Consider the following 25,199-nt stretch of genomic DNA (forward strand, 5'->3'; position numbering starts at 1 on the left):
TCTCTTCTTCAAATTTCCTGACATTCTAATCAAAGCTAATGATCTAAGATACAACTCTTAGTAAGAATTCTGATATTCGGAATTTTGTCGTGCTGTTGGAATTCCAACAAACCGGCCCGAAGTCTAAATAAGTTTTTCCCAAGAAATAACTTAAACTTAACATATTCATAAATAAATTTCCTTTAATTAACAAGGCCATATTTCAGGAAATTTTTTGAATAAAAAGAAAGTCATACGTCTTTGGTTATATTAGAGGATTTTTAAATACCTCTTTGACAAAATGCAAACGGAAATCTGGAAACTTGCACTAGGCGGATTAACGGTAATATTTCCGTTATTCTATTTTTTACCTAGTTCTTCATCTGGAATGATGGAAGCGGATAGAAGTCTTCCTGAGTTTCTGATCAGTGAAGAAGGAAATAAAAAGGAAGATATCCGTAATACTCTAAGCGGGAAAGAGAATCTGGTCTATTTTGGATACCTAAACTGCAAGACAGTATGTCATGGCAGTTTGAAAAAATTGAAAAATCTAATCTCAAAGCAGAAAGATCTAAGATTGGTATTCGTTAGCTTAGATCCGGAAAAAGATACGGAAGAAAGTTTTGAAAAATATTTTTCGGATCTAAAAATTGAAACTAAGTTTATTCGACTGGAGTCGAGAGGAAGGGCGTTCGAACTTGCCAGGCTTTTCGGGATCATGGCGTTTTCCTCCGATAAAAGTGGAGATATAGATCATCCAGATTCGGTTCTTTGGGTCAATTCTGAAGGAAGGATCAAAGGATTAATTTTCGAATTTGATAAACATTGGGATCAAAATCCAAAAGAACTTATAAAATTCATAAGCGATAAAAAAGAACGAAAGCCGCTAAATATTTAAGCGATTCATAATATACGAAAATCAAAAAACAAGATCGCTCGAAAGATCCGATCCAAAAGAAATAGAGTCCGAAAATCGGACCTAAAAATAAAAACCCTTTCGGGGAAAATATATGAATCCGCCTCAGCATAAACAAAGTATCGAAGAAATAGCCAGACTAAAATTTAAAGAAGAAACCAAGAAAGTAGACCTTTTTTTCTACATTCTTCTTATAGCCCACATTCCTTTCTCACTCTTATTATCTTTAGAATACGGGACCTGGAAATTTGTCTTAAATTCTTCCATAACCGTGCTGATACTTGCAAGCATTGGCTTTTTCTTCTTAAGAGGTCAATATATTCTAAGAATTTTAAATGCAGTACTCATCATGGCTTGGTCCGGAATACTGATCCAATCCCAATTCGGAAGAATAGAGATGCATTTTCATGTATTCGTTGCATTGGCATTTCTTCTCTACTACCGGGATTGGAAAACGCTCCTTCCTGGAGCATTATATATCGCGATTCACCACGGATTGTTGTCCTTCTGCCAAAGTATCGGATACAAAATTTCCGAAACACCGATCATCATCTTTAACTATGGAAACGGATGGGACATCGTCCTATTACATGCAATTTTTGTAATTTTCGAAACCGGGATATTAATATACTTCTCCACAACATTTAAAAAAGAATTCTTCAATCAGGCAATCAACCTAGCAGAACTGGAAGAAGTCCGAAAATACAATGTTTCTATCCAAGGAGAAGTCAGGGAAAAATCTGAATCCGTAAATGGTATTCTAGAAGGTTTAGTCGAGAGCTCCACAACCGTAGCAGACAGAACATCCGACCAAGCAAATAGTTTAGAAGAAATTAATGTAAGTATGAATCAAATCGCTAACGCGATCTCAGACGTATCCGATTCCACAAAAAAACAATTAGAAGCAACAGGAACTTTAGAAAATTCTTTTCAAAATTTAGAGGTCAGCTTTCAGGATATGGAAGCAGGACTTGTTTCCACCAAATTATTATTCGAAACTGCATGGAAACATGCGAGAGAATCGGAAGATAGCTTAATCGCAATCGAAAAATCTATCAAAAGAATCGAATCCAGTTCCTCCAGCACTACTGCAAAATTAGGAACGATCACTGATATTGCGGATAAAGTAAACCTTCTAGCATTAAATGCATCCATTGAAGCAGCAAGAGCCGGAGACCACGGAAGAGGATTCGCAGTGGTCGCAGACGAGATCTCAAAATTAGCGGACCAAACTGCGGTCACCATAAAGGAAATTTTCAAACTGATCCGAGACGGAAAAGAAGAAATGACTAAGAATACGGATATCGTTCAATCCGGCACAAAAACTATTTCTTTAATCTTGGGAGATGTGGATTCTATCAAAGAAAGCCTGGATTCATTCTTTTCTCTTTTGGAAAAACAAACTGATATCAGAGTCACTGTGGCAGGAGCACTCTTCAATGCGGGAAAAATTTCTGAAGATGTTCATGAGGCTACGGAAGCAGAAAAGGCAAGCTTAGAAGAGATCCGAAACTTTTTAGATCGGATCCAAAATTCAAACGCAGTAATTGCGGCACAAGCAGTAGAAGCAGCAGAGCAAGCCAGAAAATGTGAAGAATTGAGCGATTCTTTGCAAAAACAGGTCCAAGAATTCAAAGCCTAAATTCTAAAACCAAGGCTTGAAATTTCTTTCCCAAGTTACAAAGAATTTTCTAGTATAGGAAATTTTTCGTTTGAAATATTTTCTTTCCAAAAGAAAAGTTCCTATTTGTTTCCGGACCTTACTATGAAAAAGTTTCTATTTATATCTGCTTCCGCATTTGCCGTTGCGGTCTTTTTAGCAATTCCAGGTACTATCAGTTCCCAAAGCGGGGATATCGAAGCGGCTATCCAAGCTGCTTGCAACCGTTTGGTTGAAGGTGGGCTTTATAAAAGTTGTAAACCGGCCCCAGGATTTTCACTCGGACAAGGTTATTATAGCCAATCTGCTCAAATCAAATGCCAGTGTGAGAACAAATCTGATAACGGAAAAACAATCGTAACCATTTCTCTTTGGCAAGGGTATTAATCCTTTCTCAGATCCTGGCTTTTCTCAACTATATTAGTATAGAACTCGGAAAAGGCAGGATTATGTCCCAAGTATTCAAGAAAGAAACCTTATTTAATACATTTTTTTAGCTCTTTTCTCTTTGCGATAATATTCGAAATTACGTCTTTGATCACATCCTTATAATAATATTGTCCTTCTTTTTGATCTTCTCCGGCCCAAAAGAAGAAAACTAAAGGTAGCCAAAGCCAAGATCTGACCTCGTGCAGATAAGTTTTCCTAAATAACAATTTCTGGTCCTCAAAAGCAGAAACGTCGAAACTTTCAAGCGCGGTTAATCTACTAGGCAAGATCCCCAAGGTCATTGTGGAAAGAAGTCTTCCCGCATAACCCAGAGCTGAATAATTAATCTTATTATTGATTTGAATAAATACTCCTTTTTGGACTTCCGTGCCTTGTTTATCATTAGATGAAAGGATCCCAGACTCGTTAAAAACCTCTTTTGCCATTACATCCAAAACCGGGTGAGATTGGCCGTTATATTTATCTTCTGTAACCTTGATATTCGTTCGTTTGCCATCAGCAGATTGTTCTGTATTAATATCAGGAGGAAGTCCATTGATCAAAGTTTTAAAGGCGACAACGCTCAGACAGGAAGAAGGTTCCACGTTATTCCGAGAAAGAACCGGATCAAGAGTATGATAGTATAGACAATTGAAACTTATACACGTTAGTAATCCAATGATCGAAATAGAATTTGTAAAAGTTTTCATAATCAGCCATTATAGATAGGCCTAAATTGATTCAGTCAAGAAGAGTAAATAAATTATATCTATATTTACTTTCAGAAAGCAGGGATACTGGATTCATCAAAACCTTTGCATTTAGGAATTACTAAGGGCCAAAATCTAATGAGACATAATACCTATTATCGGAAGTTGGGAATATAACTGCCAAAGGGGGAATTCTCCCAAAATAACCTAATCTGTCGAAGTGACTACAAAATCCAGAACCTTCTCGGCTAAAACCTTCTTCTTAGCCTTCAAAAATCGCTTAGATCATCGTGTAAGATCAAATCGTCCATATATACATTCGCGTAATCTGTCCGAATCCCAGAAGTTCCCCAACTAAAAGTTCCATCCGTGATAGATAGTTGCAGAACGTTATCCACATAAAAATCGATATGATTTCCAATCGCAACCAAGGTCAGTTTATACCATTGTTTTGTATTGAAAGGTTTTGGATTTCCTGCCTGATCCTTAAGAGTTCCGGTCGCCAAGGTCGTATAAGTCCCGCAGAGTTTTTTCTTAAAATAAACTGTTCCATCGCTTCTAAGAGACGCCACATACAGGTCATTCTCAGTTCTATATCTTGTAAATAGATGGATTCCCTGCCAACTATCCGAGGAAACCTGCCATGAATCTATATAGAACCGAGCCTCCAATGCCTGATCAGTCCACTTCACTCGTAAGCCATCATTCAAACCTTGGATCAGCATTCTAAAATTATAATCTTCGGTTTTCGCTCTTTTATAGACCCCATTGGAAAGATGTTTAGATGTCAAAGTCCCTGAAGTAACTTCGAGATGGGATTGCAGAGGTTTATTAGAACTAGTCTCTATCACGATTCCGTCCGCATAGGTTTCAAAACCTTCGAAAGAAACTCCTGCAGGTGTTTGCCATGGATAAACTTCACTTGATCCACTGGGATAATAACCTGTTCCAGGAAAAAATTCATAAGTTCCACTAGGATTACAAGAACTTGCCTCTAATTGATTTATAGTTTGGGCAGAAGTATTTAAAACTTGTTCCAAAACACTTCTAACTCCAAAATCAAAAACACCTAAATATAAAAAACTTGCAAAGCCTAACATTCTTAAGGTGGAAGCCATCTTGTCACCCATCTAATTATTTTCGACCCGAGATCAAATCCCTTTGGGTATCAAAAGTCAAGCTGTTAACGTTCTCTTCTTCAAAATCATATCTAAGGAAAAGCGGCCTGGCCCAGATAAATATAGAAATAAACATCCAAGTAACTGTGAATACTCAGATCGAATTTCATGTAATACCGCCCAGATTCCAAAAATCGGCGGAGCCTGAGGTGGTAATAATGGAGAAGATCCGAATAATAGAGGCAATTTCGTTAAATACATTGCAACAAGCATTTGTATAATAAATACGAAACTCAATGGCTTTGTCAAAATTCCGAGTATTAGCATGGTCCCGCCCAGAATTTCTAAACCTCCGATAAAAGATGCAGTCATTTCAGCATGCAAAAATCCTAACTTAGTAAATCTACCAACGCCTTGATTAATATATAGGAATTTAATAATTCCTTCCCAGACAAAAACTCCCCCCACAAGAATCCGAATGATACTATTATATCTACCACCCTCTTCTATTCGAAAGAAATGATTCACTAAATTACTCAAATACATAGTTTTTCCTTTGGTTTTAGCAATGGTCTAAGTCTAACCATAGTTGCTTTATAAACTGTTTTACAGTTAGAAGATCAAAAGATAAGAAAAGTAGAAAGAATACGATAACCTCTGAACGAACGATAAACTTAGAGGGTTAAACTCCTCGATCATTCACTACAAGTCGTAGTGAATTTTCTAGACCGTATTACAAAATACGAATAGACCGCTTTCTATTTTTAAAACCTAACAATACTTCGGTCTGGAAAATTATTTTCACTAGTAAGTAATCAATTAATTACTTAAAATATTGAATTCCAAACTTCCAGATAGAAATTTGGTCCTATGCGACCATCCGTTTCCGTTATACTTCCTACATACAACGAAAGCAAAAACCTACCTATTGCGGCAGATAGGATTACTAGATCATTATCCGATTATCGTCATGAGATCATCGTGGTAGATGATGATAGTCCAGATCATACCTGGGAAATTGCGGAACATCTTCAGGAAAAGATCCCACAACTCAAAGTTATCCGCAGATTAAGCGGCAAGGGTTTATCTTCAGCGGTTTTAACAGGTATGGGTGCTGCAGAAGGAGAAGTTTTCGTGGTGATGGATTCAGACCTACAACACGATGAAAAAATCCTTCCGGAGATGATCCGTTCATTCTATGAAAGAGATGTAGATCTTTGCCTCGGCACCAGATATGCCAAAGGTGGATCTACAGGAAAATGGTCATTAGCAAGAATCGGTATTAGTAGATTTGCTAATTTTTTAGCGAAAGGTCTTTTGGGCCTTCCTGTTTCAGATCCAATGAGCGGATATTTCGGTATAAAACGTTCCGTATATTCAGAAACTAAAAACTCAATCAACCCAAGAGGGTTTAAGATCCTTTTGGAATTTTTGGGAAGAAGTAAAGAAAATCTTAAAATAGAAGAAATCCCTTATACTTTCCAAACTAGAATGTATGGGGAAACAAAACTAAATAATTCTGTGATCAAAAGTTTCTTTTTGGCAATCTTGGATATTCGTTTCGGCAAATGGATCTCTCCTACCTTCCTACTCTATTCATTAGTGGGAGCAAGTGGAGTACTTGTTAATTTAGTCGGATTTTTAATCGCTGAATTAAGTAAATTTCCGGACATTCAAACCGGGATCTCCTTTTTGGATCCTTTTTCGCTTTCGGTATTTTTTGGGATAGAACTTTCAATTCTATCTAACTTCTTCTTAAATAACTACTTTACGTTTTATGAAAGAAGGTATTCCGGAAAAAATTTGACCTTTGGATTTCTATTATTCCATTTAGTGAGTATGGTGGGAATTTTAGTACAAATGTCGGTATTCCATTTTATCTATTATTCTATTTTCAAACAATGGAACGGAGCCTCTGAACTTACCTTAAAATTCAGTGCGGATATTTTTTCCATTTTGACAGCGATGGCTTCGAACTATTTGCTGAATTCGAATCTTACATGGTCAATAAAGCCGGAACTAAAGAGCTAAAAACCGGGCGGATCCATTTTCTTTCCTAAGTTTTAATTGATTTCTTTTCCGAAAATTCCTAAATTCTAAAAGCCTGCTATCATGCAGGCGACAATTAGAAGGTCTAAAGCCTTCCGAACGTTTATTTTCGGAGAAAAATATGCCCAAGGTGCTGGTTCCTTTTGCGGACGGAATGGAAGAAATGGAAGCAGTCATTATAGTGGATGTGCTTCGAAGAGCCGGGATAGAAGTAGTTTCTGCAGGAATTTCTACAAATTCAGTTACAGCTTCCAGAGGCGTCAAATTAGTCTCAGATTCTCTTTTGTCAGAAATCGATCCCTCTTCTTTCGATATGATCGTTTTACCTGGCGGAAACCAGGGTACCAAAAATCTAAATATTAGTCCCTTAGTTTCAAAAATATTAGAAAAATTTAAAAAAGAAGATCGATGGATTGGCGCCATCTGCGCGGCACCGAATGTTCTTCTATCTCATAATATTCTTCAAAATCAAAAATTCACCGCGTTTCCCGGAAGTGTTCCGACCGATGAAAAATACACAGGAAACCGATTGGAACTTTCAGACAAAATTTTAACTAGTATAGGTCCAGGCTCCGCATTCGAATTTTCTTTAAAAATTGTAGAACTTCTTTCCGGAATTGAAAAAAGAAAAGAAGTAGAAAAAAATCTCTTTCTTCCTTCTTAAAATGCAACTATCCACAGTATTAATTGAGAAATTCAAAAATTCCAAAAATATCTTAGCTCTTACCGGTGCTGGAATTTCTGCGGAAAGTGGAGTTCCTACATTCAGAGGAAAGGAAGGCCTTTGGAAAGAATACAGAGCAGAAGAACTTGCAACTCCTCAAGCATTTCAACGAGATCCTAAACTAGTTTGGGAATGGTATCTCTGGAGAATAGAACTGATCTCTAACAAGTCTCCAAATCCTGCACATTTTGCGTTGGCGGAATTAGAAAAGAAAAGAACCGATTTTCATTTAATCACTCAAAATGTGGATGGCCTCCACAAAAAATCAGGTTCTGAAAAGATTATAGAGATACATGGAAATATTTTTAAGAATAGATGCACTCATTGTAGTAGGACTTATGATTCGGATCCTTCTAAACTTAAAAATTCTACTGAATGTCCAAACTGTAAAAGTTTGGTAAGACCAGATGTTTTATGGTTCGGAGAATCTTACAACACTGATCTTTTAAATCAGGCAGTCTCGCTAGCGGAAAAATCTGAGATCGTTTTTGTGATCGGCTCTTCCGGAGCTGTGGGAATTCCAGTGGAACTTGCCAGGATTGCAAAAGAGAACGGAGCATTCGTTATAGAGATCAATATTGACCCAAGCGGTTATAGCAGATACTCAGATCTTTTCTTACAAGGAAAAGCGGGAGAAATTCTCCCGGAACTCATTCCTTATTTTGTCTGAGTTTTAGGATAAGTTTCTTCCAACTTTTTAAAGATATAATCTCCGAACACAGGGAAACAATTCGGGGACATGTGACCTGGGTCAGCAAATTCTTCACAATTACAATTAGGATCTTCGTTCATATTCCAGAAAGCTGTTCCAGTTTCTTGGTTAAACTTTTCCACAATAGGTTTCCAAACTTCCATTGGAGTTTTAAGTCCTTCCGAAGTTTCTACCTTTCTATTCATGTATAGATTAAAATAAGGACGCGCAACTTTCACCCAAATAGTAGCATAAGGAACATTATATTCTTTCAATATACGAATGGAATCTTTTTGCATTTCAAACATATTCGTATGAAATGTATAAGGTTTTAAGTAAGAAGAAAAATCTGTCTCGGAAGCTTGGACAAGTTGTTCATCCGTATGTTTTTGGTTAACTAATTCCCTCGGAGTACTTCCCTTTTCCTCTTTTAAAGCGGTAAGTATTTCTTGGACCGCAGCCTTATATACCTTTGCCAACGCGGAAGAATTCTGCATTCTTTCCGAAATTCTCCATAACTTAGGTCTGTCTCTATACGTATGAAACAAATGTTTAGAGATAAAAACGGACAATTCTTCCCTGGAATATTTAGTCCAATGTCTTAATATGAATTCGGAGGAAAGTCCGTGAATTAAAACCTCGTCCAAAGCAAGAACAGGAGTTTTATTATATATTTCTAATGATTGGTCTAAAAGTACAAAATCCGGCCTTGTGCCGTCCGATTTAAATCTTTCTATCCAATATAAGAAATAATCAGGAGAACCGCCTGGAACTGAAAAATTATAAAGCATCCAGTCCGGATGCCTTTTTTCTAATTCTCTAGTAGGAAGTAAAAGTGCTCTTGAATTCCCGAAAAAAACTAATATTTTTTTTCGAGAGGCTGGGTCCTTCTTCAGATATTCTTTCAAATCCGAGTATAGATCTTCTTTGCTGATAAAATTAAGATGAGATAATGTATTTGAATAATAATATTGAAAAAACTCTAAGGTGAACAGACGATCCAATCCCAAAGAGATCAAAAGAACAAATAAAGGAAGAAGTAAAAATGTATTTTTTTTCATATTCATTTTTGATCTAGAACTGACAATAGATGCAGGCTCCGGAATCCTCCGATAATAAGGCAATTGCGAATACTGTAACTACTCCGCAAGCAACAACCAGCCAATCTTTCCCTCTTCCCCACTGTAATAACAGATCCTTTCTGGATTGTATCCAATGGAATACTATAAATCCTAAGTAAGAATATCCGATTTTTTCAATATTCTTCATGGATTCTAAAATAAAAGGAGAGGGCCCGGTTACTAAAGAGATTGAATTTTCTATCCAGCCAAAACCCAAAGATTGTAACGATGTAGAAAGATAATTTTGTGTATTAGTCGCTATTCCAACAACATGTTGGAGCATTTTCGTTGCCGAGTTTGCTCTAAACAAGATCGCACTGAAGGAGAATAAACAAAATACGAATTGTATCCGTAAAAAGTTCAGAATTTTACTTTTTGAATCTTCATCATTCCAACCGAACTTACCGACTAAAAATCTTTCGAATGCGAGTATAACTCCCCAATAGAATCCCCAGGCGATAAACGTATAATCCGCTCCATGCCAAACACCACCGACAGTCATCGTGATGATTAAATTTAAATAAGTACGCCATTCTCCCTTTTTACTTCCACCCAAAGGGAAATAAATATAATCTCTAAGCCAGAAAGAAAGACTCATATGCCATCTCTGCCATAACTCTCTGCCTGAAGGAGAAAACAAAGGTGCATTGAAGTTTTCAGGAAGTTCAAATCCGAAATATAGCCCAACTGCTCTTGCCATATCGGTAAGCCCTGAAAAATCGCAATATACTTGGATCGCATACCCAAATGCGGCTAATACAAGCGAAAGATTATCATACTGACCTGGACTTCCAAAAACAGGAGCAATCACTCCTGCCACAGGATCCGCGATCAGTATTTTTTTGATCAAACCTGAGATCATTAGATAAGAAGCACGGATAATCTTATCTTTATTCGGACTCAAATGTCCTATATTTACAAAATAATCCTTTGTTCTTAGAATTGGTCCCACGATCAATACGGGGAAGAATATTACAAAACCAAGATATTGTTTCAGGCTTATGAGCTCCCCATCCGGCTTTCTATAAGCATCTACTGCCGCGGCGATCATCTGAAAACTATAAAAACTGACCGCTAAAGGAAGAGAGATCTGTAGTATTCTAGGAACCTCGTCAAAGAAAGGGTATTTAGTAAGATCAAAAAGTATTCTATTTATAAAATAGAAATACTTGAAAAAACCTAAATTGATCGCGTTCAATAGAACGGCAAAGATCATCCAAGCCTTAGGCTTTGCGGAAGTTCTAATCTTAAAATAAGCGAAATAATTGAATAAAACTATGATTAAGAAATGAAAAAAGAAGTAAATCCCGCTTAAAATAGTGGAAGAAGCTACTATATAGAAGATCCCACTTGAAATGTGTAAAAAATCGGATCTTCTTTTTTCGGGAAGAAGCCAATAGATAGAATAAACGATTGAGAAAAAAACGAAAAATAAGATCGAATTGTAGAGCACTCTTTTACTTTCCCTTCTTGAATAGTTCCTTCCAGTAGAGAATCTCTCCCGGAGAGAGTTTTGCGCCCGAGTCCTTTTCTTCCCGAGTTGGTTTTTCCGCTAAGGCGCTTTCTATTTTTTTTACGAACTCTTCGGATAGTATAGGTTTTGTTCCTAGCCTTTTTGCAAAAGCCAAAATTTCCTGATCGGAAGTTACAACAAACAGATCCGCAGGCCTGGGAGCGAATTTGATATATTCCTTGATCAGATCGTCCGCCTTTCTGTCTTGGCTGAAATAAACGCGTATTTTTCCGTACGAATCTTCTTTGGTTTCGTTCCCTTTTTCTTTTTTACCATCGAAGAAAACATGGACCTTAGAACTTTTCAGCTTTGAAGAATAAGATTCCAAAATTCTCAAGAGGCCTACTCTGGCATCCCTCAAACGATTGGAATACATATACTCTTCCAATTCAGGAATTTTGTAAATCAGGTTGAAACCGTCTACGACTAAATGCATCCCTTTAAAACTAGTGACCAGAATGTATGTTTTGGAAAAACTTGTAAACACCGAACCGAATCGGACAATGACACATGGCGGAAGCAAATTCCCAACCGTTAAAATCCTCTAAAATCCGGAACTTCATACGAACTGTAAAATATTGGAGAAGTGTTTTACCAGGTAGTGCAAGAGATTATTTTCTTTTAAGCCTAGCAGCAATCGACGTATTCTTTCTATTATTCGTAAACTCATACAAAGAATTCATTCATAAGGACATTCCAGCCTACGTTCTTGCATTCGATCTATTCGTTATTTTTTTGTGGGGAATCGAAGTTTGGATCAAAGTCCGACAAAAAAAAGACATCAAAAAATATCTTAGGACAAATTGGTACGAACTAATAGGTATAGTTCCTCTTTATTTCCTTAGGCCGTTCTTACTTTTAAGAGGGGTCAAACTTGCAATTGCATTTTATAGATTCGGAACTTCCGGCCAGAATGTAAGCGAGGTTTTAACTCGTGAGATCACATTCAGATTCAGGGATGTGATCGTAGATACAATTGCGGATGCAGTATTTCTACATTCTTTGGAAAGAGTAGAAGAAGTAATGCTCCGACTAGATTATAGCCAACTTGCAAAAGAGGCTATCTCCAAACATAATGACCAGCTCAACTCCAAGGTAAATGAATCCTTACAATCTAAGTTTTTATTAGAAGAATTATCCAAGATACCTTTCATGTCACAGATCTCCCATAAATTAGGAGAAGATATAGGAAGAATGATCGCTGAAGTTTTGGAAACTGAAGTGATCGGCGATATCATGAAAGATATCACCGCAAACATTCTGAAAGAGATGGCGGAACATGTGAAAAAACTTCCTCTAGAAAGGATCACTGAACCGAAAGAGGATATTCCTTCTCACCCCTCGATCCCGGAAACTTAAGTATCAAGCCGCTCCGCCAGGAAGTCTTAAGATCAGTACTTGGGTAGTTGACTTGGCGAGAAGTTTACCTTCTTCATCGAAAGCTTCTCCTTCTAAGTAGATATGCTGGTTACCTCGAGCAACTACTTTTGCCTGCACAGTGATCCTTTGGTTTTCCTTTACCATTCGAATATAACTAACGCTTAATTCTAAAGTAGTGGTAGGTTTTCCCGCAGCCAAATAACATAATGGACCGAATGTATTATCGAAAGCTGCGGCTAAAAATCCTCCTTGGAAAACTCCCATAGGATTGGAAAACCTAGGCTCTACATAAAAACTGCAGACCATCTCCTTTTTCCTTACGTAAGAAACGAATTCGCCGGACAATTCTTTAAAAGCAGGAGGAGGAACCTTTAAGCCTGGTGCGGCCTTGGAAAACTTCTCCCATTCTTTCTGCATATCTTCTAAATCTTTTTGATTCGCCAAGGTGGATCTCCTAGTCTATATTCCGATCTTGTAAAGAAATTGGATTCGGGCAAATTAAAATTGCCATGATTTGGAGACACAACCAATATGTAGGAAAATGAACCCGCTCTTTTCTATAGAAACTAAATTGAAAAAAGGTATCCGGACCGCATGGCAAGAATTAGGGATTAAAAAGGAAATCGCTCTTGCAATCGCTGGTGGAGGTATCAAAGCATTTTACGGGTTAGGTTTTGCATATACACTAAGGACCTGGGGTCTAAAAATTAAAGAAGTTTCCGGGGTAAGCGCTGGAGCCGCAATGGCGATCAGTACCCTATCCGAAACAGAAGAGGATAGTTCGAATTATTTCCAAGAACTGACCAAACGAAATCCTAAAAATTTTTATTGGAATCGACTTCTAAGGATCAGCGCCCCCTTCCCTCACCATGGTATCGCGAGAAGAACTGTAGAGTATTGTCTCCGATTTTCCAAACTTATCTCCAAGGCTGCAAAGATCAGGATCCATACCGTGGAGATCCCGAATGAAAGTCTGGACAAGAACAAAAAGGGACAGCCTATCCAAAGGATACTCTTCGCTAAGGCGGCTTCCATTATTCGGGCATATTTTAAAGACGAAACTTTAAGAAGAAAGGGAGAGCAACCTTATGAAGTATTACAAAAAATGAAAGATTGGGGATGGAGAGAAAAAGTTTTTACGGAGAAGGACCTAACCGATCCGGAAACAATCACTCAGATTGTAATGAACTCTTGCTCCGCATTCCCAGTTTTACCTCTTCAGAGTTTTAATGGAAATTATTATCTGGATGGGGGCTTAACTAATAATCTTCTACTTGAAAACTTCTCCTCCGACCTGCCTAAGATAGGAGTTTTCTACGAGCCTACTACCTTGGTGGGAAAATCTGCCTCGGTCTTATCTGATACATTACTTGTTTCCCCGGAAGGACCATTTATAGAGCAAGGGTTTGACTATACGAATCCGAACCTTGTGAAGCATGCATTTGAGACAGGACGTAAGGATGCAGAAGAACAAAAGGAAAGGATCTTAAGTCATCTGGACCCAAACTGGAAAAAACACTTGCATTCTTTTTTCGAACAAATAAAATAATTAACTTGCTCCTCAAATAAGAGAGGGTTGATCCCCTTCCTTCTCCAAGGAGCCTTAGAATTAGCGAAAACGGTAAATAGAAAAAAATCTTCAGGACCCAAGAAATGCCCAAAATCGTAAACCACGAAAAATATAAAGCCGAGATTCTCTCCAAGTGTGTGGATATTTTGGCAAGGCGAGGGTATTCGGCAGTTTCCATGAGAGAAATCGCCACCGAATTGGATGTTTCCACCGGAACTCTTTACCATTACTTCTCAACTAAGGAAGATATATTTAAAGAACTCGTAAAGTTCGTACTCAATAAGGACATTGAGGAATTACAAGTCTACTCCAAGGGAGAAGATAATCAAACCATCGAAAAAAGAGTAGAAGCGCTCTTCACAATGGTAAAGGACAGAGAGACTTATTTCCAAAATCTTCTCTATATCATATGCGATGTTTCTAGATTAAAAAATCATGAAGAAGAAAAACAACTCATCGCAGAAGCGATGAAAGAATATGTAACCATCATCACAAAACATTTAGGAATCACTAACCCAAATCTAAACAGACTTTTGATCAGTATCATTTTAGGGACAGTGGGACAAAGGATTGTAGACCAAGAATCTATTAAACTAGATGAGGTTGCTGAAGTGGTAAAAGACTTTATGGGAGTAGTTCTCGCGAACACTTTCACATTCTGAAGTTTTAGAGTCTGCGGGCGCTGCGGGAATCTCTTTTATATTCGAAAATGGCCGGTTTGTTGGAATTCCAACAAGAGCTGTTGTTTAAAAAATAATTGTAAAAATTAGTATTTTGTGATATAGAGACGGGGCTCTCCCACAAGCCACTCCCCTCCACCCAAAGCCAGGGTGGGGGCAGCACTTTAACCACGTTGGAGTTCCAACATTCAAACTTCAGAATATTCTTTATCTCAGAACTTCTTCTTTTTTGCCTGAATAAATATCAGAGATCAATCCGGAATATTTATCTGTCACTACGTGTCGTTTTACTGAAAGTTTTGCAGTAAGTTCATCACCTGTCTCGAAAGGTTTAGGCAATAATCTAAAGTCCACTACCCTTTCGAATGATTTGAATCCGTTCGTCGCAGAGATTGCATTTTTGATCACTGCTTGGATTTTGACTGCACATTTTGCTTCCTCTTCCGCAGAACTGAAGCCAACTCCAGGTTTGTAAGCCGGGAAAAATTCCGGATTCGGAACGATCAATGCGGAAAGATATTTCTGGTCTTGACCAATCACCATACATTGGAGTATGAATTCGGACTGACTTAAAATATTTTCTATCGGAACCGGCTCCACATTCTCGCCGCCCAATAGAACGATTGTTTCTTTTGTTCTACCTACAATTTTCAAACAATCATTATAAGTCATCATTCCAAGGTCTCCGGTATTGAACCATCCTCCGTTCATCACTTTGCGAGTATTTTCCTCGTCGTGATAATATCCGGACATCACCTGATCCCCTTTTACATGGATCTCTCCCTTAACTGAATATCCCTTAGGCCCACCTTCTTCAGTAGTCCAAAGAATTTTAGAAGTATTTGGATCCACAACTCTGAGAGAAGTTCCCTTATACAAAGGACCTACTGTTCCCATTACTGCCTCATCCAAAATACGAACAGAGATAACAGGAGAAGTTTCAGTTAGACCATATCCTTCCAAAACCTGAATTCCGATCGCATTAAAAAATTTATCCACATGGATAGGAAGTGCACCTCCACCGGAAACAGTTCCCTTTAATTTTCCACCAGTGGCCTGGCGGATCTTTTTCAAAACGATAAGATCCAAGAGTGTAGCCGGAAGAATATTCAAAATATATTGTAGAACTTTGAAAACTCCGACAAATGAAGAAACAATTGCGCTTCTTCCAGTTAGATCCAATTCTCTAAAACCAAGCCAACGTTTTGCAGACTGAATATTTGAAGAGAAGAATAGTGCCGCCTGAAACAGACTTTGTTTTACACCGGAAGACTTAGCCACTGTGGCGTAAATTCCCTGGTATACACTTTCCCAGAGTCTAGGCGCAGAAGCCATAAAAGTAGGTTTTACTTTTTTAAGATCTTCCTTCAATGTTCTAACAGAAGAATAATATGTACCCGCTCCGAAATGGATACATACCATCTCAAACATTCTTTCAAAACTATGCCATACAGGAAGAATGGAAAGTATCCTCTCTCCAGCTTCCAGCTTAATAGGAATACGATTGATCTGGGACATTATATTTTTATGAGTTAAAGGAACTCCTTTAGGGCGCCCCGTGGTTCCAGCAGTATAGATCAGCGTAAATAGATCTTCCTCTTGGATCTGGGATATCCTCTTCTCCATTTCACGGTTGCCTTTATCTCTTAATTCTTTTCCTCTTTGTACCAGATCCCAAAATCTGAGTTCTTTTCCAGTGCCTTTAGAATTCTTATCTATTAGAATAATTGTATGTACGTTCTGAATAGCACTTTGGTTTTGGTAGAGTTTTTTTAGGACTGAATCGTTTTCTGCAAATACGATAGTAGCACCACTATGAGGAAGAATATGATTCAGATCTGAATCGGTAACATCCGTCCCTCTCGGAACATCCGCCCCACCCGCCATTACGATCGCGTAATCGGTGATAATCCATTCCAAACGGTTATCTGCAAGAACGGCAGCATGTCCCTTATATGGAAATTCCAATTCTATAAGTGCAGTTCCAAGCTGTAATCCTAACTCGTACAATTCTGAATAGCCTACAGAATCGAATTCTCCCGAGGAATTTTTAGTTAGAAATGCGGGCTGATTCCCATATTTATTTTTGGACGATTGATATAAATCGGCAAGAGTTTTCATGCCACCTCCTAAGATGGAGGAAAGTATAGAGCCGCCTTGAAAGTTTGTCGTCCTGGCGTATAACTCAGGACGTGCGAATTTTAAAATTTTAACGAGGCCTTGTATAAGACTGCGGTTTTTCTGAATTCACTAGGTGTAGAATCTGCAAATTTCTTAAATGCTTCGTTAAATGCGGATTTAGAATTGAATCCGACTGATTCGGAGATTGCCAAAATGGAACGATCAGGATCTTCTAAGAGCAAAACTTTTGCTTCTTCCACCCTCCATGAATTGATATAATCCGAAAATTTCATGGATAGACGCTGGTTTAAAAATTCGGAAAGTTGATGGTTAGTGAGCCCCAGCTCTTCTGCGAGTTGAGAAAGTGTAAGGTCCTCGTCTGCATAAACCTTCTCTCTTCTCATCAATGCTTCTAAACGATCTTTGATCTTAGATTCATCCATTCCTTTCAGTCTGGATTTTTTATAACGAACTTCTCTTAAACTTTTTCCAACAAAACCCAACCAATTTGGTTCCCGCTGAGAAAGTAAAAAGCCTATAATTAACAAAACAGGAAGACTGAATATACTCTCTTTTACGAATTCAATTCTTCTTAAAATAGAACCTGTAAGCCCCCAGAAGATCACAAAACAAACCAGGCATATAAAGATTAAAAACATTCTTCTTGCTCTTTCTTCATTCTCATCTTGTTCTGAACGAAATAAGTAACTTCTATATATCCAGAGCAAAGGAAGAAAATAGGAAAGGATCGAAATTTTAGGAGTGATCTGCAAGAACACTAGTATAGCGGAATAGATTCTTCCTTCTGTGATCTCTCGTAATGTGCGAAGTCTAAATTCTTCTCCGCCTAACCAAAAAGGTAAGAGTAAAATTACTGAAAATAGAATTGGTAGAAAATGAAGAAATATCTCTTTTTTAGAAAGTTCCAGTCCGAGTAAAGTAATTTGAAAGTGGATATATAGAAGAGGAGCAATTCCCAACGCAAAAGGAATATGAATAGCATACAGGATCGGATAAATTTTAACTAGTCCGGAAAGGAATGTTGCAGCTCCCACAAGCCAAAAAGAAGAACAAAACATGATTAGGGACGCTCTGGTCCTTTCTCCCAAAGAAGCAGGAGAAAGTAAGATTCCCAATGACCAGATCCAGCCGAAGGCGATCCCAAAAACTAAATAAGCAGTTTCTAAATCCATGTGGCTTACTTAGAGATACCAGATTGAAACTAGATGAAAAGTCAAAAATGATAACGAGAGAGTATCTCCGAACTTTCCACCTTTTTACGAGCAGGATTCCAACCCAGGGTTTTTCCCAATTCTTCTACGATCCTATGAAGTGATTCTGAAGAAGGTGCACCTGGCACTCCTACTCCGGACCTACGGAAGAAAAAGTCTGTTCCCTTTTCAATTTTCTCCTCGGAAGCGATATAACGGATCTCTGCAGTATTGAACTCTTCCCCATTATTCAAGGTAATTGATTCGTCATTTGATTTTTGATATTTGAGAACTTCGTAGGCTAAACTTCCGTATCGAGCAGCTAAGGTTTCCAGATATTCCCCGGAAAGTTTAGGATATTTTTTAGTAAGCCCTTTTACTAAAGAAGAATGGTCCGAAAATTCACCGGAAGCAAGAGGGATCTGGTCCGTTTCGCAAGGTAAAAATTTTCCAGGCAGATACTCGCAAAGTTTGTCTGTGATCTTTTCCGCTAAATGCCTGCTCGTCGTATATTTTCCGCCGAGGGCAGTATAGAATCCGGGAAGCCCTTTTTCATTATGATCTAAAATTTCAGTTTTACGAGAAGCATTGTAAGTGTCTGATTTTTCACCAGGATCTTCTACCAAAGGCCTCATTCCGCCATAATAGAAATCCACATCCGATTCGGTTAGATCTGAGTAACCAAATGCAATATTAATTTCTTCTAATAGACCTTGAATATCCGATTTTGTGACCTTAAATTTATCCGGAGAATCCGAGAAGACAGTATCCGTTGTTCCTATGATTGTTTTACCTCTCCAAGGAAGAACGAACATATGGGTCTTATCTCTTTTCTTTAAAACTACTGCCTTGGAAACAGTTAATGCCCTCGTTACAATATGGATTCCTTTGGATCGGACGAGCACCTTGTCCATTCCTACTCCAGCCAAAGATTCTACAAAATCCGCCCAAGGACCAGCAGCATTCACCACTGTTTTTGCAAATACAGGATAAGTTTTACCACTTCTTTTATCTTTTAAGATTGCTTGGTAAACTTCTCCTTGCTGAGAAATCGCAACTAGTTCCGTATAATTGAGAGCAGTTCCACCTTTTTTTTCCGCGGAGAAGATGAACTCGCATGTATGCCTTTCCGGATTCGTGTTCTGATAATCATAGTATAAAAATCCACCTTTAAGTCCGTTCCGGGGAAGACTGGGAGCTTCCATCACCACTTCTTCCGGTGATAAAAATCTATATTTAGGGATCCAAGAATCCGAACTGATATTTTTGTTTCTGTCGTACGAAAAATAATCGTACATTCCAAGGCCGATATTGGTGATCCACTTTTCGGGATTAGAATATATTGGAATAATAAAACCTAATGTTTTGAGAGCATGAGGACTAATCTTTGCAAGTATCCTTCTTTCTCTTAATGATTCTCGCACGAGCCCAAACTCTGCATTCTTTAAATATCTTAAACCTCCATGAATTAACTTAGAGGTGGCTTGAGTTGTCCCAGAAGCAAAATCATTCTTCTCAACGAGAATTACCTTTAACCCGCGTAAGGTGGCATCCCACAAAGTAGTAGCACCCGTAATCCCTCCTCCTATCACTAAGGTATCGAAAACTTGGGAAGAAATCGGAAAAGAAGGAGTTTTAGCGTCTTTCGTTTTGGCCATAGATTCACAGCTTGGATTTGAGAACTCGGTCGGTCAACACATTAGAAATTACACAAATTCTTTACTCCAAATCAGTAGATGATAATTTTTGTTTAGACCCGGTTCTTATTTCCCACTTATTTTAGGGACTTGAACCGAACGGAGTTCGATTCAGTAGATGTCATATACTTCCTCACGGGCAGGTAGTTTTCAAAACAAATGGAATTCTATTCTAGGTTTTTTTAAGAAGGACCCGGAACGAGAAGTGTATGAAAAAGAATACACCTTTGATCTGAAAAGACAGAACCGCGCCATCCAGTATCCAGGTGCAGTACTTGCAATATTTGTATGGTTGGGTTTCGCTTTCGGAACGGATCAAAAATTACATCCTGAATTTCCTGAACTTTTTTATTTCCGGATCGGATTCTCTATAGTTGGCGTTCTTTGTTTAATTTTCCTCCTATTGGATACATTATTCAAGATCCCTACTCGCAAATATAGTTTGGAAATGGCGTATGTATTCATTGCATACCTTCTACTTTGCACTTCGTTTTTCACAGGTAGAATTGCAGATGATCCAAATTACGTATCAGGACTACAGATCGCTCTTATCACGATCGTATTTGTTCCTCTTCCTAAAAATTCATATTTTGTATTTTTAATATTATCCCTAATTACTTTCGTTAGTTCCGTTCTTATTTATTCTCCGAATTTGAGCACTCCTCAAGCTGCATATTCCATGCAGAATCTGGGAATTGCATTCCTTCTCACCCTGGTCTTCTCCATAATCCTGGAAAGATATCGTTTTGTAAGCTTTGTAGGCAGATTTAAGATCCAAGAAAGTAACAGGGAAATTTCAGAAAAAATGCAGCAGATCCAAGCTTTAAAGGAAAAGCAGGATGGAGATTATTTTTTAACTGCACTTCTTCTTTCGCCTCTAATCAAATTGGATAATTCCGAAAATTCGGCAGTAAAAGTTGAATTCCTATTAGACCAGTACAAAAAATTCTCCTTCAAAGAAAAGGATTATGAACTGGGTGGAGACTTCTTAAGTGCATATATAGTTAAAATACAAGATAGGGATTATACTGCATTCATCAACGGAGACGCGATGGGAAAATCCATCCAGGGTGCGGGCGGCGCATTGGTCTTAGGCTCGGTATTTAATTCTATCATCAGCAGAACTAGACTTTCTCCAGAGATACAATCTAAGTCTCCGGAACGCTGGCTGAAAGAAGCATTTATAGACCTACAAAATGTATTCGAAACATTCGACGGTTTTATGCTAATCTCCGCGGTTTTAGGAATCGTAGAACATTCTACAGGAGCAATGTACTATATAAATGCGGAACATCCTTGGCCTGTCTTATACAGGGATGGAAAGGCAATGTTCTTAGGAGCAGAATCGAATATTCGTAAATTAGGTATTTCAGAAATGTTCGGCTCTAAGATCCAAGTTCAAACCTTCCGAATGCTTCCTGGTGATACGATCTTCTGCGGATCTGACGGTAGAGACGATCTGGTATTAGAAGAGGATTTTTCAGGCAAAAGGATAATGAATGAGGATGAGACAATTTTCTTAGCCTCCGTGGAAGAAAGTGGCGGAGAATTAAAAACGATCCGTAGATCCCTCATCAGCAGAGGAAAACTTTCAGACGATTTAAGTATATTATCTATTTCTTATAATCCTTCTAGAAATCCTTATATGGAAGATAAAAAATCCATCGCGGAAGCAGAATCCATCTTTCAAAAAGGAAACATAAAGGATGCAATACGTGTCTTGGAAGAAGGTTTGAAAAAATCAGGTACAGTGGGAGAACGTTATTTCCCTCAGGTTGCCAAACTTCTATCCAGATGGTACGACAAAATATCAGAATTCAAAAAAGCGGCAGAATGGGCGGAGAAGTCCCTATCCTGGGATCCTTCTGAAACAGAGCTTTTATTTTATTCTTCTATACTCTGGAAGAAATCTTATACTCAGAAAAAAGACACCGAATATCTAAAATCCGCAGCAGAACTCGGAGAGAAATTAAGAGTACGTTCTCCAAATCATTTAAAAAATCTGATCAACCTGTCGGATATTTATAGATTGCTTGGTAATTCCTTCCGGGCAAAAAAATTATTGGATGAGGCATCTATACTATCGCCGGATGATCCAAAAATCGCCGAGTTAAGAAAACGTCTATAGGACTTAATGTGAGCCAAAGATGTAGGAACTCCTACATCTGATATTTGATCTGCATCGAAAATCCTTTTTACCTTGCCCTCTGGAAAGATTCGTATTTATTGGAAACGTTTTTAATTAATCGGAGAAAGACCCAATGTTCTACCACGAGCTCAATTCCAAAATCGACTATTCCAGATCCAATCTTAGATGGAATGCCTGGGGGGCAAACGATCAGGACTTCGGTAGAAAGGCACAGATGCCTGAAATACTCAAACTTCTCCAAAGAGAATTTAAATTAGATTCTATCAGAGATACTCCTGCAGTTTCTTTAGAGGGGATCAAACTACCTAATGGAAAACTAAGTCCAAACGACATCAAAAACCTAAGCGCGATCGTAGGTAAAAATAATTTCAAAAACGATCGATATGAGAGAATTTTCCATTCTGCCGGCAGAAGTTATTATGATGTACTAAGACTTCATTTTAATACCCTAAAATCATTCGTGGACGGAGTGGTTTATCCTAAAAAAGATTCTGAGATTATTAAAATTTTAGAATATTGTTCTAAAAATAAGATCACCGTCATTCCATTCGGTGGAGGATCTTCCGTAGTGGGCGGTGTAGAAGTTTTGAAGGGAAAAGGACAAAAAGCGGTTCTTTCCTTAGACATGACTGAAATGAAAGAATTGGTTTCTTTTGATCCGATCAGTATGACTGCAACTTTCCAAGCTGGGATCTACGGACCTAAATTAGAATATGGACTCAACTTAAAAGGATACACATTAGGGCACTTCCCTCAATCATTCGAATATTCCACCTTGGGCGGATGGGTCGCAGCAAGAAGTGCAGGACAACAATCCAATCGATACGGAAAGATAGAAGAAATACTAAGTTCAGTAAAATTGATTAGCCCGAACGGAACAGTAGAAACTTTAAGAGCGCCTGCGGCTTCTATCGGGCCAGACTGGAACCAGATCATTGCTGGTAGTGAAGGTCTTTTAGGAATTATTTCGGAAATTACGATCAAGATCCATAAAATCCCTGAAACTAGAAAATATTTCGGACTCGTATTTCCGGATCTACTTTCTTCCATCAACTTTATTAGGAAAGCAAACCAAGAAGAGATTAAAACTTCTATGATGAGACTTTCCGATGCAAACGAAACTAGACTATATGAATATCTCGGTGAGCTCGGAAAAAAGAATACACCAATCCGCAAATTCAAAAAGTTTCTCCAGAATTCTTATCTGAAATCGGTAGGTATCGGCGAGAATAAATGTGTGGTTCTAGTAGGATTGGATGGATCCAGACAAGAAGTGGATCATTCATTCGAGAATCTCAAAAAACTTTGGAAAAAAGGCGGAGCAATCTTCGCAGGGGAAAAGTTAGGACAGAATTGGATCCACAGCAGATATAATATGCCTTTCCTACGAAACCATGTAATGCAATACGGAATGGGAGTGGATACAATGGAAACTTCCAGCACTTATGATAAATTAGAAGATCTACATAGAGCTGGAATTGAGTCCCTACAAAATTCCATCCCCGGCTCGATAGCTATGTGCCATTTATCTCATAGTTATCATGAGGGGGCTTGTTTGTATTATACGATCCTGTTCCCAATGGATCCCAAAAAACCAGAAGAACAATGGTTTAAAATGAAAAGGTCCGTTTCGGATACATTCACTTCTTTTAAAGCTCCGATCAGTCACCATCATGGAGTCGGTTTCGATCATAAAAAATGGTATGAATCCAACTTAGGTAAACCTGGAGTAGAAGCCTTGAATGGACTTAAGAAGGTCTTAGACCAAAAAGAAATTTTGAATCCAGGAAAATTATTCCATTCTTAATAAATACGCTACCAAGGCGTGGTAGCCCAACCAACGTAAGCCTGGGACGAAGATCCCAGGCTTTTTTATATCAGGTAAAAACTGGGCGTCTTCTTTCCTGAATAGATTTCATTCCTTCCTGACCATTAGAACTAGCGATTGCTTGTGCAAGAAGATCCACATCTCTTTTTTCTAAAGTGTCAGCAAGTAAACGTTGAGAATCTCTAAGAGCAATTTTTACTCCAACAACCGATTCCATTGCCATGTCTTGGAATTGAGAACACCATTTTCTAGCTTTTGGAATTACTTCTTCCGGAGTCGCAGATTCTTCTACGAGTCCCACTTGAACAGCCTCGTCAGCTTTTAGTCCTCTTCCACTATACAAAAGATCTCTTGCAGTTTTCATTCCGACTAGATCTTTCAGAACTGTTCCTGCAGTGGATGGAAAATTAATACCGATCAAAGACTCTGGAAAACCTAATCTTCCTTTTTTCTCCACAAGAATTCTATAATCAGAGAATATTGCAATGACCGCTCCCACTCCCATAGAGTGTCCGTTCATTGCACAAACAACAGGTTTAGGAGAGAATAAAACTCTTCCGCAGGCACCGAGTGCTTCTCTAAGCACTTCCTTAATTTCTTCCAGGTTTTTACCTACGAAGATCTCAGGATCGAATCCATTGGAAAAAAACTTATCGTTTCTTCCGGAAAGAAGAATAGACTTAACGGATCTATCGTTTTCTGCTTGTTCAAGCACTTCTCTAAATTTGCGGAAAAACTCCCTTCCTAAAGAATTGGTCTCGTTTGTTTTGATATAAAGTTCTAAAATATGACCGTTTTTTTCTACGTCTAACATATTCAATATCCTTAATATTAGAATCCGAACACTACTTGGTTCAATTTATCAGTGCGGGATACTTTTTTCATTTTAATCTCGATACGATTCTGGTCAGCTCCATCTGTTCTGGATACGATACGTGTAATCGTAGTTTTAGGTGGAAATTCCACTTCTCCCTGAACACTTGTGACTGCCTTTACGTTTTTGCCGCTGGAATCCCATTCCACGGAACGGATCCCGTTTTCTGCGGTGTAGTAAGTCCATTCTTCTCCCGGTTTTCTGACGAGAACAATTCCATCGTTCGGCTGAACGAGCGTCCATTGTGGTTTAAATAATTCCGCATTCCTATTCGAAAGAAGATAATAGATCACTGGGAAAGGAACTACAGTTTGTTTTCCTGTGCTAGGATCAGACAAAACGATATCGTCCATAGTTTGTTCATGGATCTTATCCACCGAAACAGTTTTGATCCGAATTGTTTGGCCGTCGCTAAACACTTTAGAAACACTGATCCCGAAAAGTTTGTCGGTTAGCTCGATCTGCATTTTGCCGGTCGGCTTATCATAAAAGATCTTACCGGATAAAGAGAATACATCCTTCTTAGGGAAAAAATTCTGGATACGTATATCAAATTCTCCAGAATAAGAAGTATTCGATTCTTCTAATTTACGAAGGCCATCCAAGTATTTGGAACCTTCCTTGGATTTAGCGCTCCAAAATTTGATCTTTCCTTTTTGTCGGAAATTAATCTCTTCAATATCAGTGGTTACACAAGATTGAAATAATAGAATAAAACAGAATAAGTATCCGAACCTAAAAAATCGAATGAAATGGTTTGTTCTCAAAACAAGTCCTCC

At 38.2% G+C, this 25,199-nt stretch carries 23 protein-coding genes; 11 read left to right on the top strand and 12 right to left on the bottom strand.

Annotated features, from left to right (window positions below; translation table 11 throughout):
- The first annotated feature begins 280 nt into the window (after positions 1 to 280).
- The 3 genes from CH377_RS15385 (at position 281) to CH377_RS15395 (ending at position 2,942) form a co-directional block, all read left to right on the top strand.
- Positions 281 to 877, top strand: a complete 597-nt coding sequence (locus tag CH377_RS15385) for an SCO family protein (protein WP_100724650.1) — start codon at positions 281 to 283, stop codon at positions 875 to 877.
- Between the two features lie 112 nt (positions 878 to 989).
- A complete protein-coding gene (locus CH377_RS15390) occupies positions 990 to 2,537 on the top strand; it encodes a methyl-accepting chemotaxis protein (protein WP_100724651.1) in 1,548 nt (515 codons plus the stop codon).
- Positions 2,538 to 2,660: 123 nt separating this feature from the next.
- Positions 2,661 to 2,942 carry a hypothetical protein gene (locus CH377_RS15395; RefSeq protein ID WP_100724652.1) on the top strand — a complete coding sequence of 94 codons (282 nt, stop codon included), beginning with the start codon at positions 2,661 to 2,663 and terminating at the stop codon, positions 2,940 to 2,942.
- 89 nt (positions 2,943 to 3,031) lie between these two features.
- Here CH377_RS15395 and CH377_RS15400 read toward each other — a convergent pair whose 3' ends face one another.
- The 3 genes from CH377_RS15400 to CH377_RS15410 form a co-directional block, all read right to left on the bottom strand.
- Positions 3,032 to 3,694, bottom strand: a complete 663-nt coding sequence (locus tag CH377_RS15400) for a hypothetical protein (protein WP_165780497.1) — start codon at positions 3,692 to 3,694, stop codon at positions 3,032 to 3,034.
- 269 nt (positions 3,695 to 3,963) lie between these two features.
- Complete coding sequence (locus CH377_RS15405) at positions 3,964 to 4,812, bottom strand: pectate lyase (RefSeq protein ID WP_100724749.1); 849 nt, start codon at positions 4,810 to 4,812, stop codon at positions 3,964 to 3,966.
- Between the two features lie 57 nt (positions 4,813 to 4,869).
- Positions 4,870 to 5,358: a DoxX family protein gene (locus tag CH377_RS15410; protein WP_100724654.1), complete on the bottom strand. Its 489-nt coding sequence runs from the start codon at positions 5,356 to 5,358 to the stop codon at positions 4,870 to 4,872.
- Between the two features lie 324 nt (positions 5,359 to 5,682).
- On the opposite strand from CH377_RS15410, the gene CH377_RS15415 reads away from it, so the two are divergent.
- From CH377_RS15415 to CH377_RS15425, 3 genes are all read left to right on the top strand, one after another.
- A complete protein-coding gene (locus CH377_RS15415; RefSeq protein WP_100724655.1) occupies positions 5,683 to 6,843 on the top strand; it encodes a glycosyltransferase family 2 protein in 1,161 nt (386 codons plus the stop codon).
- Positions 6,844 to 6,982: 139 nt separating this feature from the next.
- Positions 6,983 to 7,525, top strand: coding sequence for a DJ-1 family glyoxalase III (locus CH377_RS15420; RefSeq protein WP_100724656.1), 543 nt, complete (start codon positions 6,983 to 6,985; stop codon positions 7,523 to 7,525).
- Between the two features lies 1 nt (position 7,526).
- Positions 7,527 to 8,255 carry an SIR2 family NAD-dependent protein deacylase gene (locus tag CH377_RS15425; RefSeq protein WP_100724657.1) on the top strand — a complete coding sequence of 243 codons (729 nt, stop codon included), beginning with the start codon at positions 7,527 to 7,529 and terminating at the stop codon, positions 8,253 to 8,255.
- Here the strand turns inward: CH377_RS15425 and CH377_RS15430 are convergent.
- From CH377_RS15430 to CH377_RS15440, 3 genes are read right to left on the bottom strand one after another with little or no spacing between them, the layout of a single operon-like run.
- Complete coding sequence (locus tag CH377_RS15430) at positions 8,243 to 9,337, bottom strand: DUF1574 domain-containing protein (RefSeq protein ID WP_100724750.1); 1,095 nt, start codon at positions 9,335 to 9,337, stop codon at positions 8,243 to 8,245. The genes CH377_RS15425 and CH377_RS15430 overlap by 13 nt on opposite strands.
- Positions 9,338 to 9,350: 13 nt before the next feature.
- Complete coding sequence (locus CH377_RS15435) at positions 9,351 to 10,850, bottom strand: MBOAT family O-acyltransferase (protein ID WP_100724658.1); 1,500 nt, start codon at positions 10,848 to 10,850, stop codon at positions 9,351 to 9,353.
- A gap of 4 nt (positions 10,851 to 10,854) precedes the next feature.
- Positions 10,855 to 11,346, bottom strand: a complete 492-nt coding sequence (locus tag CH377_RS15440) for an NYN domain-containing protein (RefSeq protein WP_207797647.1) — start codon at positions 11,344 to 11,346, stop codon at positions 10,855 to 10,857.
- 74 nt (positions 11,347 to 11,420) lie between these two features.
- On the opposite strand from CH377_RS15440, the gene CH377_RS15445 reads away from it, so the two are divergent.
- On the top strand, positions 11,421 to 12,269 hold the full coding sequence (locus tag CH377_RS15445; RefSeq protein WP_100724660.1) for a hypothetical protein: 849 nt from the start codon (positions 11,421 to 11,423) through the stop codon (positions 12,267 to 12,269).
- Between the two features lie 3 nt (positions 12,270 to 12,272).
- Here CH377_RS15445 and CH377_RS15450 read toward each other — a convergent pair whose 3' ends face one another.
- On the bottom strand, positions 12,273 to 12,734 hold the full coding sequence (locus CH377_RS15450; RefSeq protein WP_100707290.1) for a PaaI family thioesterase: 462 nt from the start codon (positions 12,732 to 12,734) through the stop codon (positions 12,273 to 12,275).
- A gap of 97 nt (positions 12,735 to 12,831) precedes the next feature.
- Between CH377_RS15450 and CH377_RS15455 the strand changes: the two genes are divergently transcribed.
- Together CH377_RS15455 and CH377_RS15460 are read left to right on the top strand one after the other, a co-directional pair.
- Positions 12,832 to 13,839: a patatin-like phospholipase family protein gene (locus CH377_RS15455; RefSeq protein WP_100724661.1), complete on the top strand. Its 1,008-nt coding sequence runs from the start codon at positions 12,832 to 12,834 to the stop codon at positions 13,837 to 13,839.
- 104 nt (positions 13,840 to 13,943) lie between these two features.
- Positions 13,944 to 14,522 carry a TetR/AcrR family transcriptional regulator gene (locus CH377_RS15460; protein WP_020771550.1) on the top strand — a complete coding sequence of 193 codons (579 nt, stop codon included), beginning with the start codon at positions 13,944 to 13,946 and terminating at the stop codon, positions 14,520 to 14,522.
- 225 nt (positions 14,523 to 14,747) lie between these two features.
- Here the strand turns inward: CH377_RS15460 and CH377_RS15465 are convergent, their stop codons facing one another.
- The 3 genes from CH377_RS15465 to CH377_RS15475 all read right to left on the bottom strand — a co-directional run bounded on the left by CH377_RS15465 (position 14,748) and on the right by CH377_RS15475 (position 19,530).
- Positions 14,748 to 16,661 (bottom strand): AMP-dependent synthetase/ligase, encoded by a 1,914-nt coding sequence (locus CH377_RS15465; protein WP_100724662.1) that lies wholly within the window; start codon positions 16,659 to 16,661, stop codon positions 14,748 to 14,750.
- 80 nt (positions 16,662 to 16,741) lie between these two features.
- Positions 16,742 to 17,854, bottom strand: coding sequence for an AraC family transcriptional regulator (locus CH377_RS15470; protein WP_100724663.1), 1,113 nt, complete (start codon positions 17,852 to 17,854; stop codon positions 16,742 to 16,744).
- A 41-nt stretch (positions 17,855 to 17,895) separates the two neighbouring features.
- A complete protein-coding gene (locus tag CH377_RS15475) occupies positions 17,896 to 19,530 on the bottom strand; it encodes a glycerol-3-phosphate dehydrogenase/oxidase (RefSeq protein ID WP_100724664.1) in 1,635 nt (544 codons plus the stop codon).
- 157 nt (positions 19,531 to 19,687) lie between these two features.
- Here CH377_RS15475 and CH377_RS15480 point away from each other — a divergent pair, with 157 nt between their 5' ends.
- Together CH377_RS15480 and CH377_RS15485 are read left to right on the top strand one after the other, a co-directional pair.
- Entirely contained in the window at positions 19,688 to 21,697 is a 2,010-nt protein-coding gene (locus CH377_RS15480) for a SpoIIE family protein phosphatase (RefSeq protein ID WP_100724665.1), read from the top strand.
- A gap of 133 nt (positions 21,698 to 21,830) precedes the next feature.
- On the top strand, positions 21,831 to 23,525 hold the full coding sequence (locus CH377_RS15485) for an FAD-binding oxidoreductase (protein WP_100724666.1): 1,695 nt from the start codon (positions 21,831 to 21,833) through the stop codon (positions 23,523 to 23,525).
- Between the two features lie 70 nt (positions 23,526 to 23,595).
- Here CH377_RS15485 and CH377_RS15490 read toward each other — a convergent pair whose 3' ends face one another.
- Complete coding sequence (locus CH377_RS15490) at positions 23,596 to 24,360, bottom strand: enoyl-CoA hydratase/isomerase family protein (protein WP_100724667.1); 765 nt, start codon at positions 24,358 to 24,360, stop codon at positions 23,596 to 23,598.
- A gap of 17 nt (positions 24,361 to 24,377) precedes the next feature.
- On the bottom strand, positions 24,378 to 25,187 hold the full coding sequence (locus CH377_RS15495) for a hypothetical protein (RefSeq protein WP_100724668.1): 810 nt from the start codon (positions 25,185 to 25,187) through the stop codon (positions 24,378 to 24,380).
- Positions 25,188 to 25,199 lie beyond the last annotated feature (12 nt).

The sequence above is a fragment of the Leptospira haakeii genome, assembly GCF_002812045.1.
Taxonomy (GTDB): domain Bacteria; phylum Spirochaetota; class Leptospiria; order Leptospirales; family Leptospiraceae; genus Leptospira_B; species Leptospira_B haakeii.

Excerpts from the sequence above, each read along its gene's own strand:
- CH377_RS15385 (WP_100724650.1), top strand. The coding sequence starts at position 281 with ATGCAAACGGAAATCTGGAAACTTGCACTAGGCGGATTAACGGTAATA.
- CH377_RS15390 (WP_100724651.1), top strand. The coding sequence starts at position 990 with ATGAATCCGCCTCAGCATAAACAAAGTATCGAAGAAATAGCCAGACTA.
- CH377_RS15395 (WP_100724652.1), top strand. The coding sequence starts at position 2,661 with ATGAAAAAGTTTCTATTTATATCTGCTTCCGCATTTGCCGTTGCGGTC.
- CH377_RS15400 (WP_165780497.1), bottom strand. The coding sequence starts at position 3,694 with ATGAAAACTTTTACAAATTCTATTTCGATCATTGGATTACTAACGTGT.
- CH377_RS15405 (WP_100724749.1), bottom strand. The coding sequence starts at position 4,812 with ATGGCTTCCACCTTAAGAATGTTAGGCTTTGCAAGTTTTTTATATTTA.
- CH377_RS15410 (WP_100724654.1), bottom strand. The coding sequence starts at position 5,358 with ATGTATTTGAGTAATTTAGTGAATCATTTCTTTCGAATAGAAGAGGGT.
- CH377_RS15415 (WP_100724655.1), top strand. The coding sequence starts at position 5,683 with ATGCGACCATCCGTTTCCGTTATACTTCCTACATACAACGAAAGCAAA.
- CH377_RS15420 (WP_100724656.1), top strand. The coding sequence starts at position 6,983 with ATGCCCAAGGTGCTGGTTCCTTTTGCGGACGGAATGGAAGAAATGGAA.
- CH377_RS15425 (WP_100724657.1), top strand. The coding sequence starts at position 7,527 with ATGCAACTATCCACAGTATTAATTGAGAAATTCAAAAATTCCAAAAAT.
- CH377_RS15430 (WP_100724750.1), bottom strand. The coding sequence starts at position 9,337 with ATGAAAAAAAATACATTTTTACTTCTTCCTTTATTTGTTCTTTTGATC.
- CH377_RS15440 (WP_207797647.1), bottom strand. The coding sequence starts at position 11,346 with ATGCATTTAGTCGTAGACGGTTTCAACCTGATTTACAAAATTCCTGAA.
- CH377_RS15445 (WP_100724660.1), top strand. The coding sequence starts at position 11,421 with ATGGCGGAAGCAAATTCCCAACCGTTAAAATCCTCTAAAATCCGGAAC.
- CH377_RS15455 (WP_100724661.1), top strand. The coding sequence starts at position 12,832 with ATGAACCCGCTCTTTTCTATAGAAACTAAATTGAAAAAAGGTATCCGG.
- CH377_RS15460 (WP_020771550.1), top strand. The coding sequence starts at position 13,944 with ATGCCCAAAATCGTAAACCACGAAAAATATAAAGCCGAGATTCTCTCC.
- CH377_RS15465 (WP_100724662.1), bottom strand. The coding sequence starts at position 16,661 with ATGAAAACTCTTGCCGATTTATATCAATCGTCCAAAAATAAATATGGG.
- CH377_RS15470 (WP_100724663.1), bottom strand. The coding sequence starts at position 17,854 with ATGGATTTAGAAACTGCTTATTTAGTTTTTGGGATCGCCTTCGGCTGG.
- CH377_RS15475 (WP_100724664.1), bottom strand. The coding sequence starts at position 19,530 with ATGGCCAAAACGAAAGACGCTAAAACTCCTTCTTTTCCGATTTCTTCC.
- CH377_RS15480 (WP_100724665.1), top strand. The coding sequence starts at position 19,688 with ATGTCATATACTTCCTCACGGGCAGGTAGTTTTCAAAACAAATGGAAT.
- CH377_RS15485 (WP_100724666.1), top strand. The coding sequence starts at position 21,831 with ATGTTCTACCACGAGCTCAATTCCAAAATCGACTATTCCAGATCCAAT.
- CH377_RS15490 (WP_100724667.1), bottom strand. The coding sequence starts at position 24,360 with ATGTTAGACGTAGAAAAAAACGGTCATATTTTAGAACTTTATATCAAA.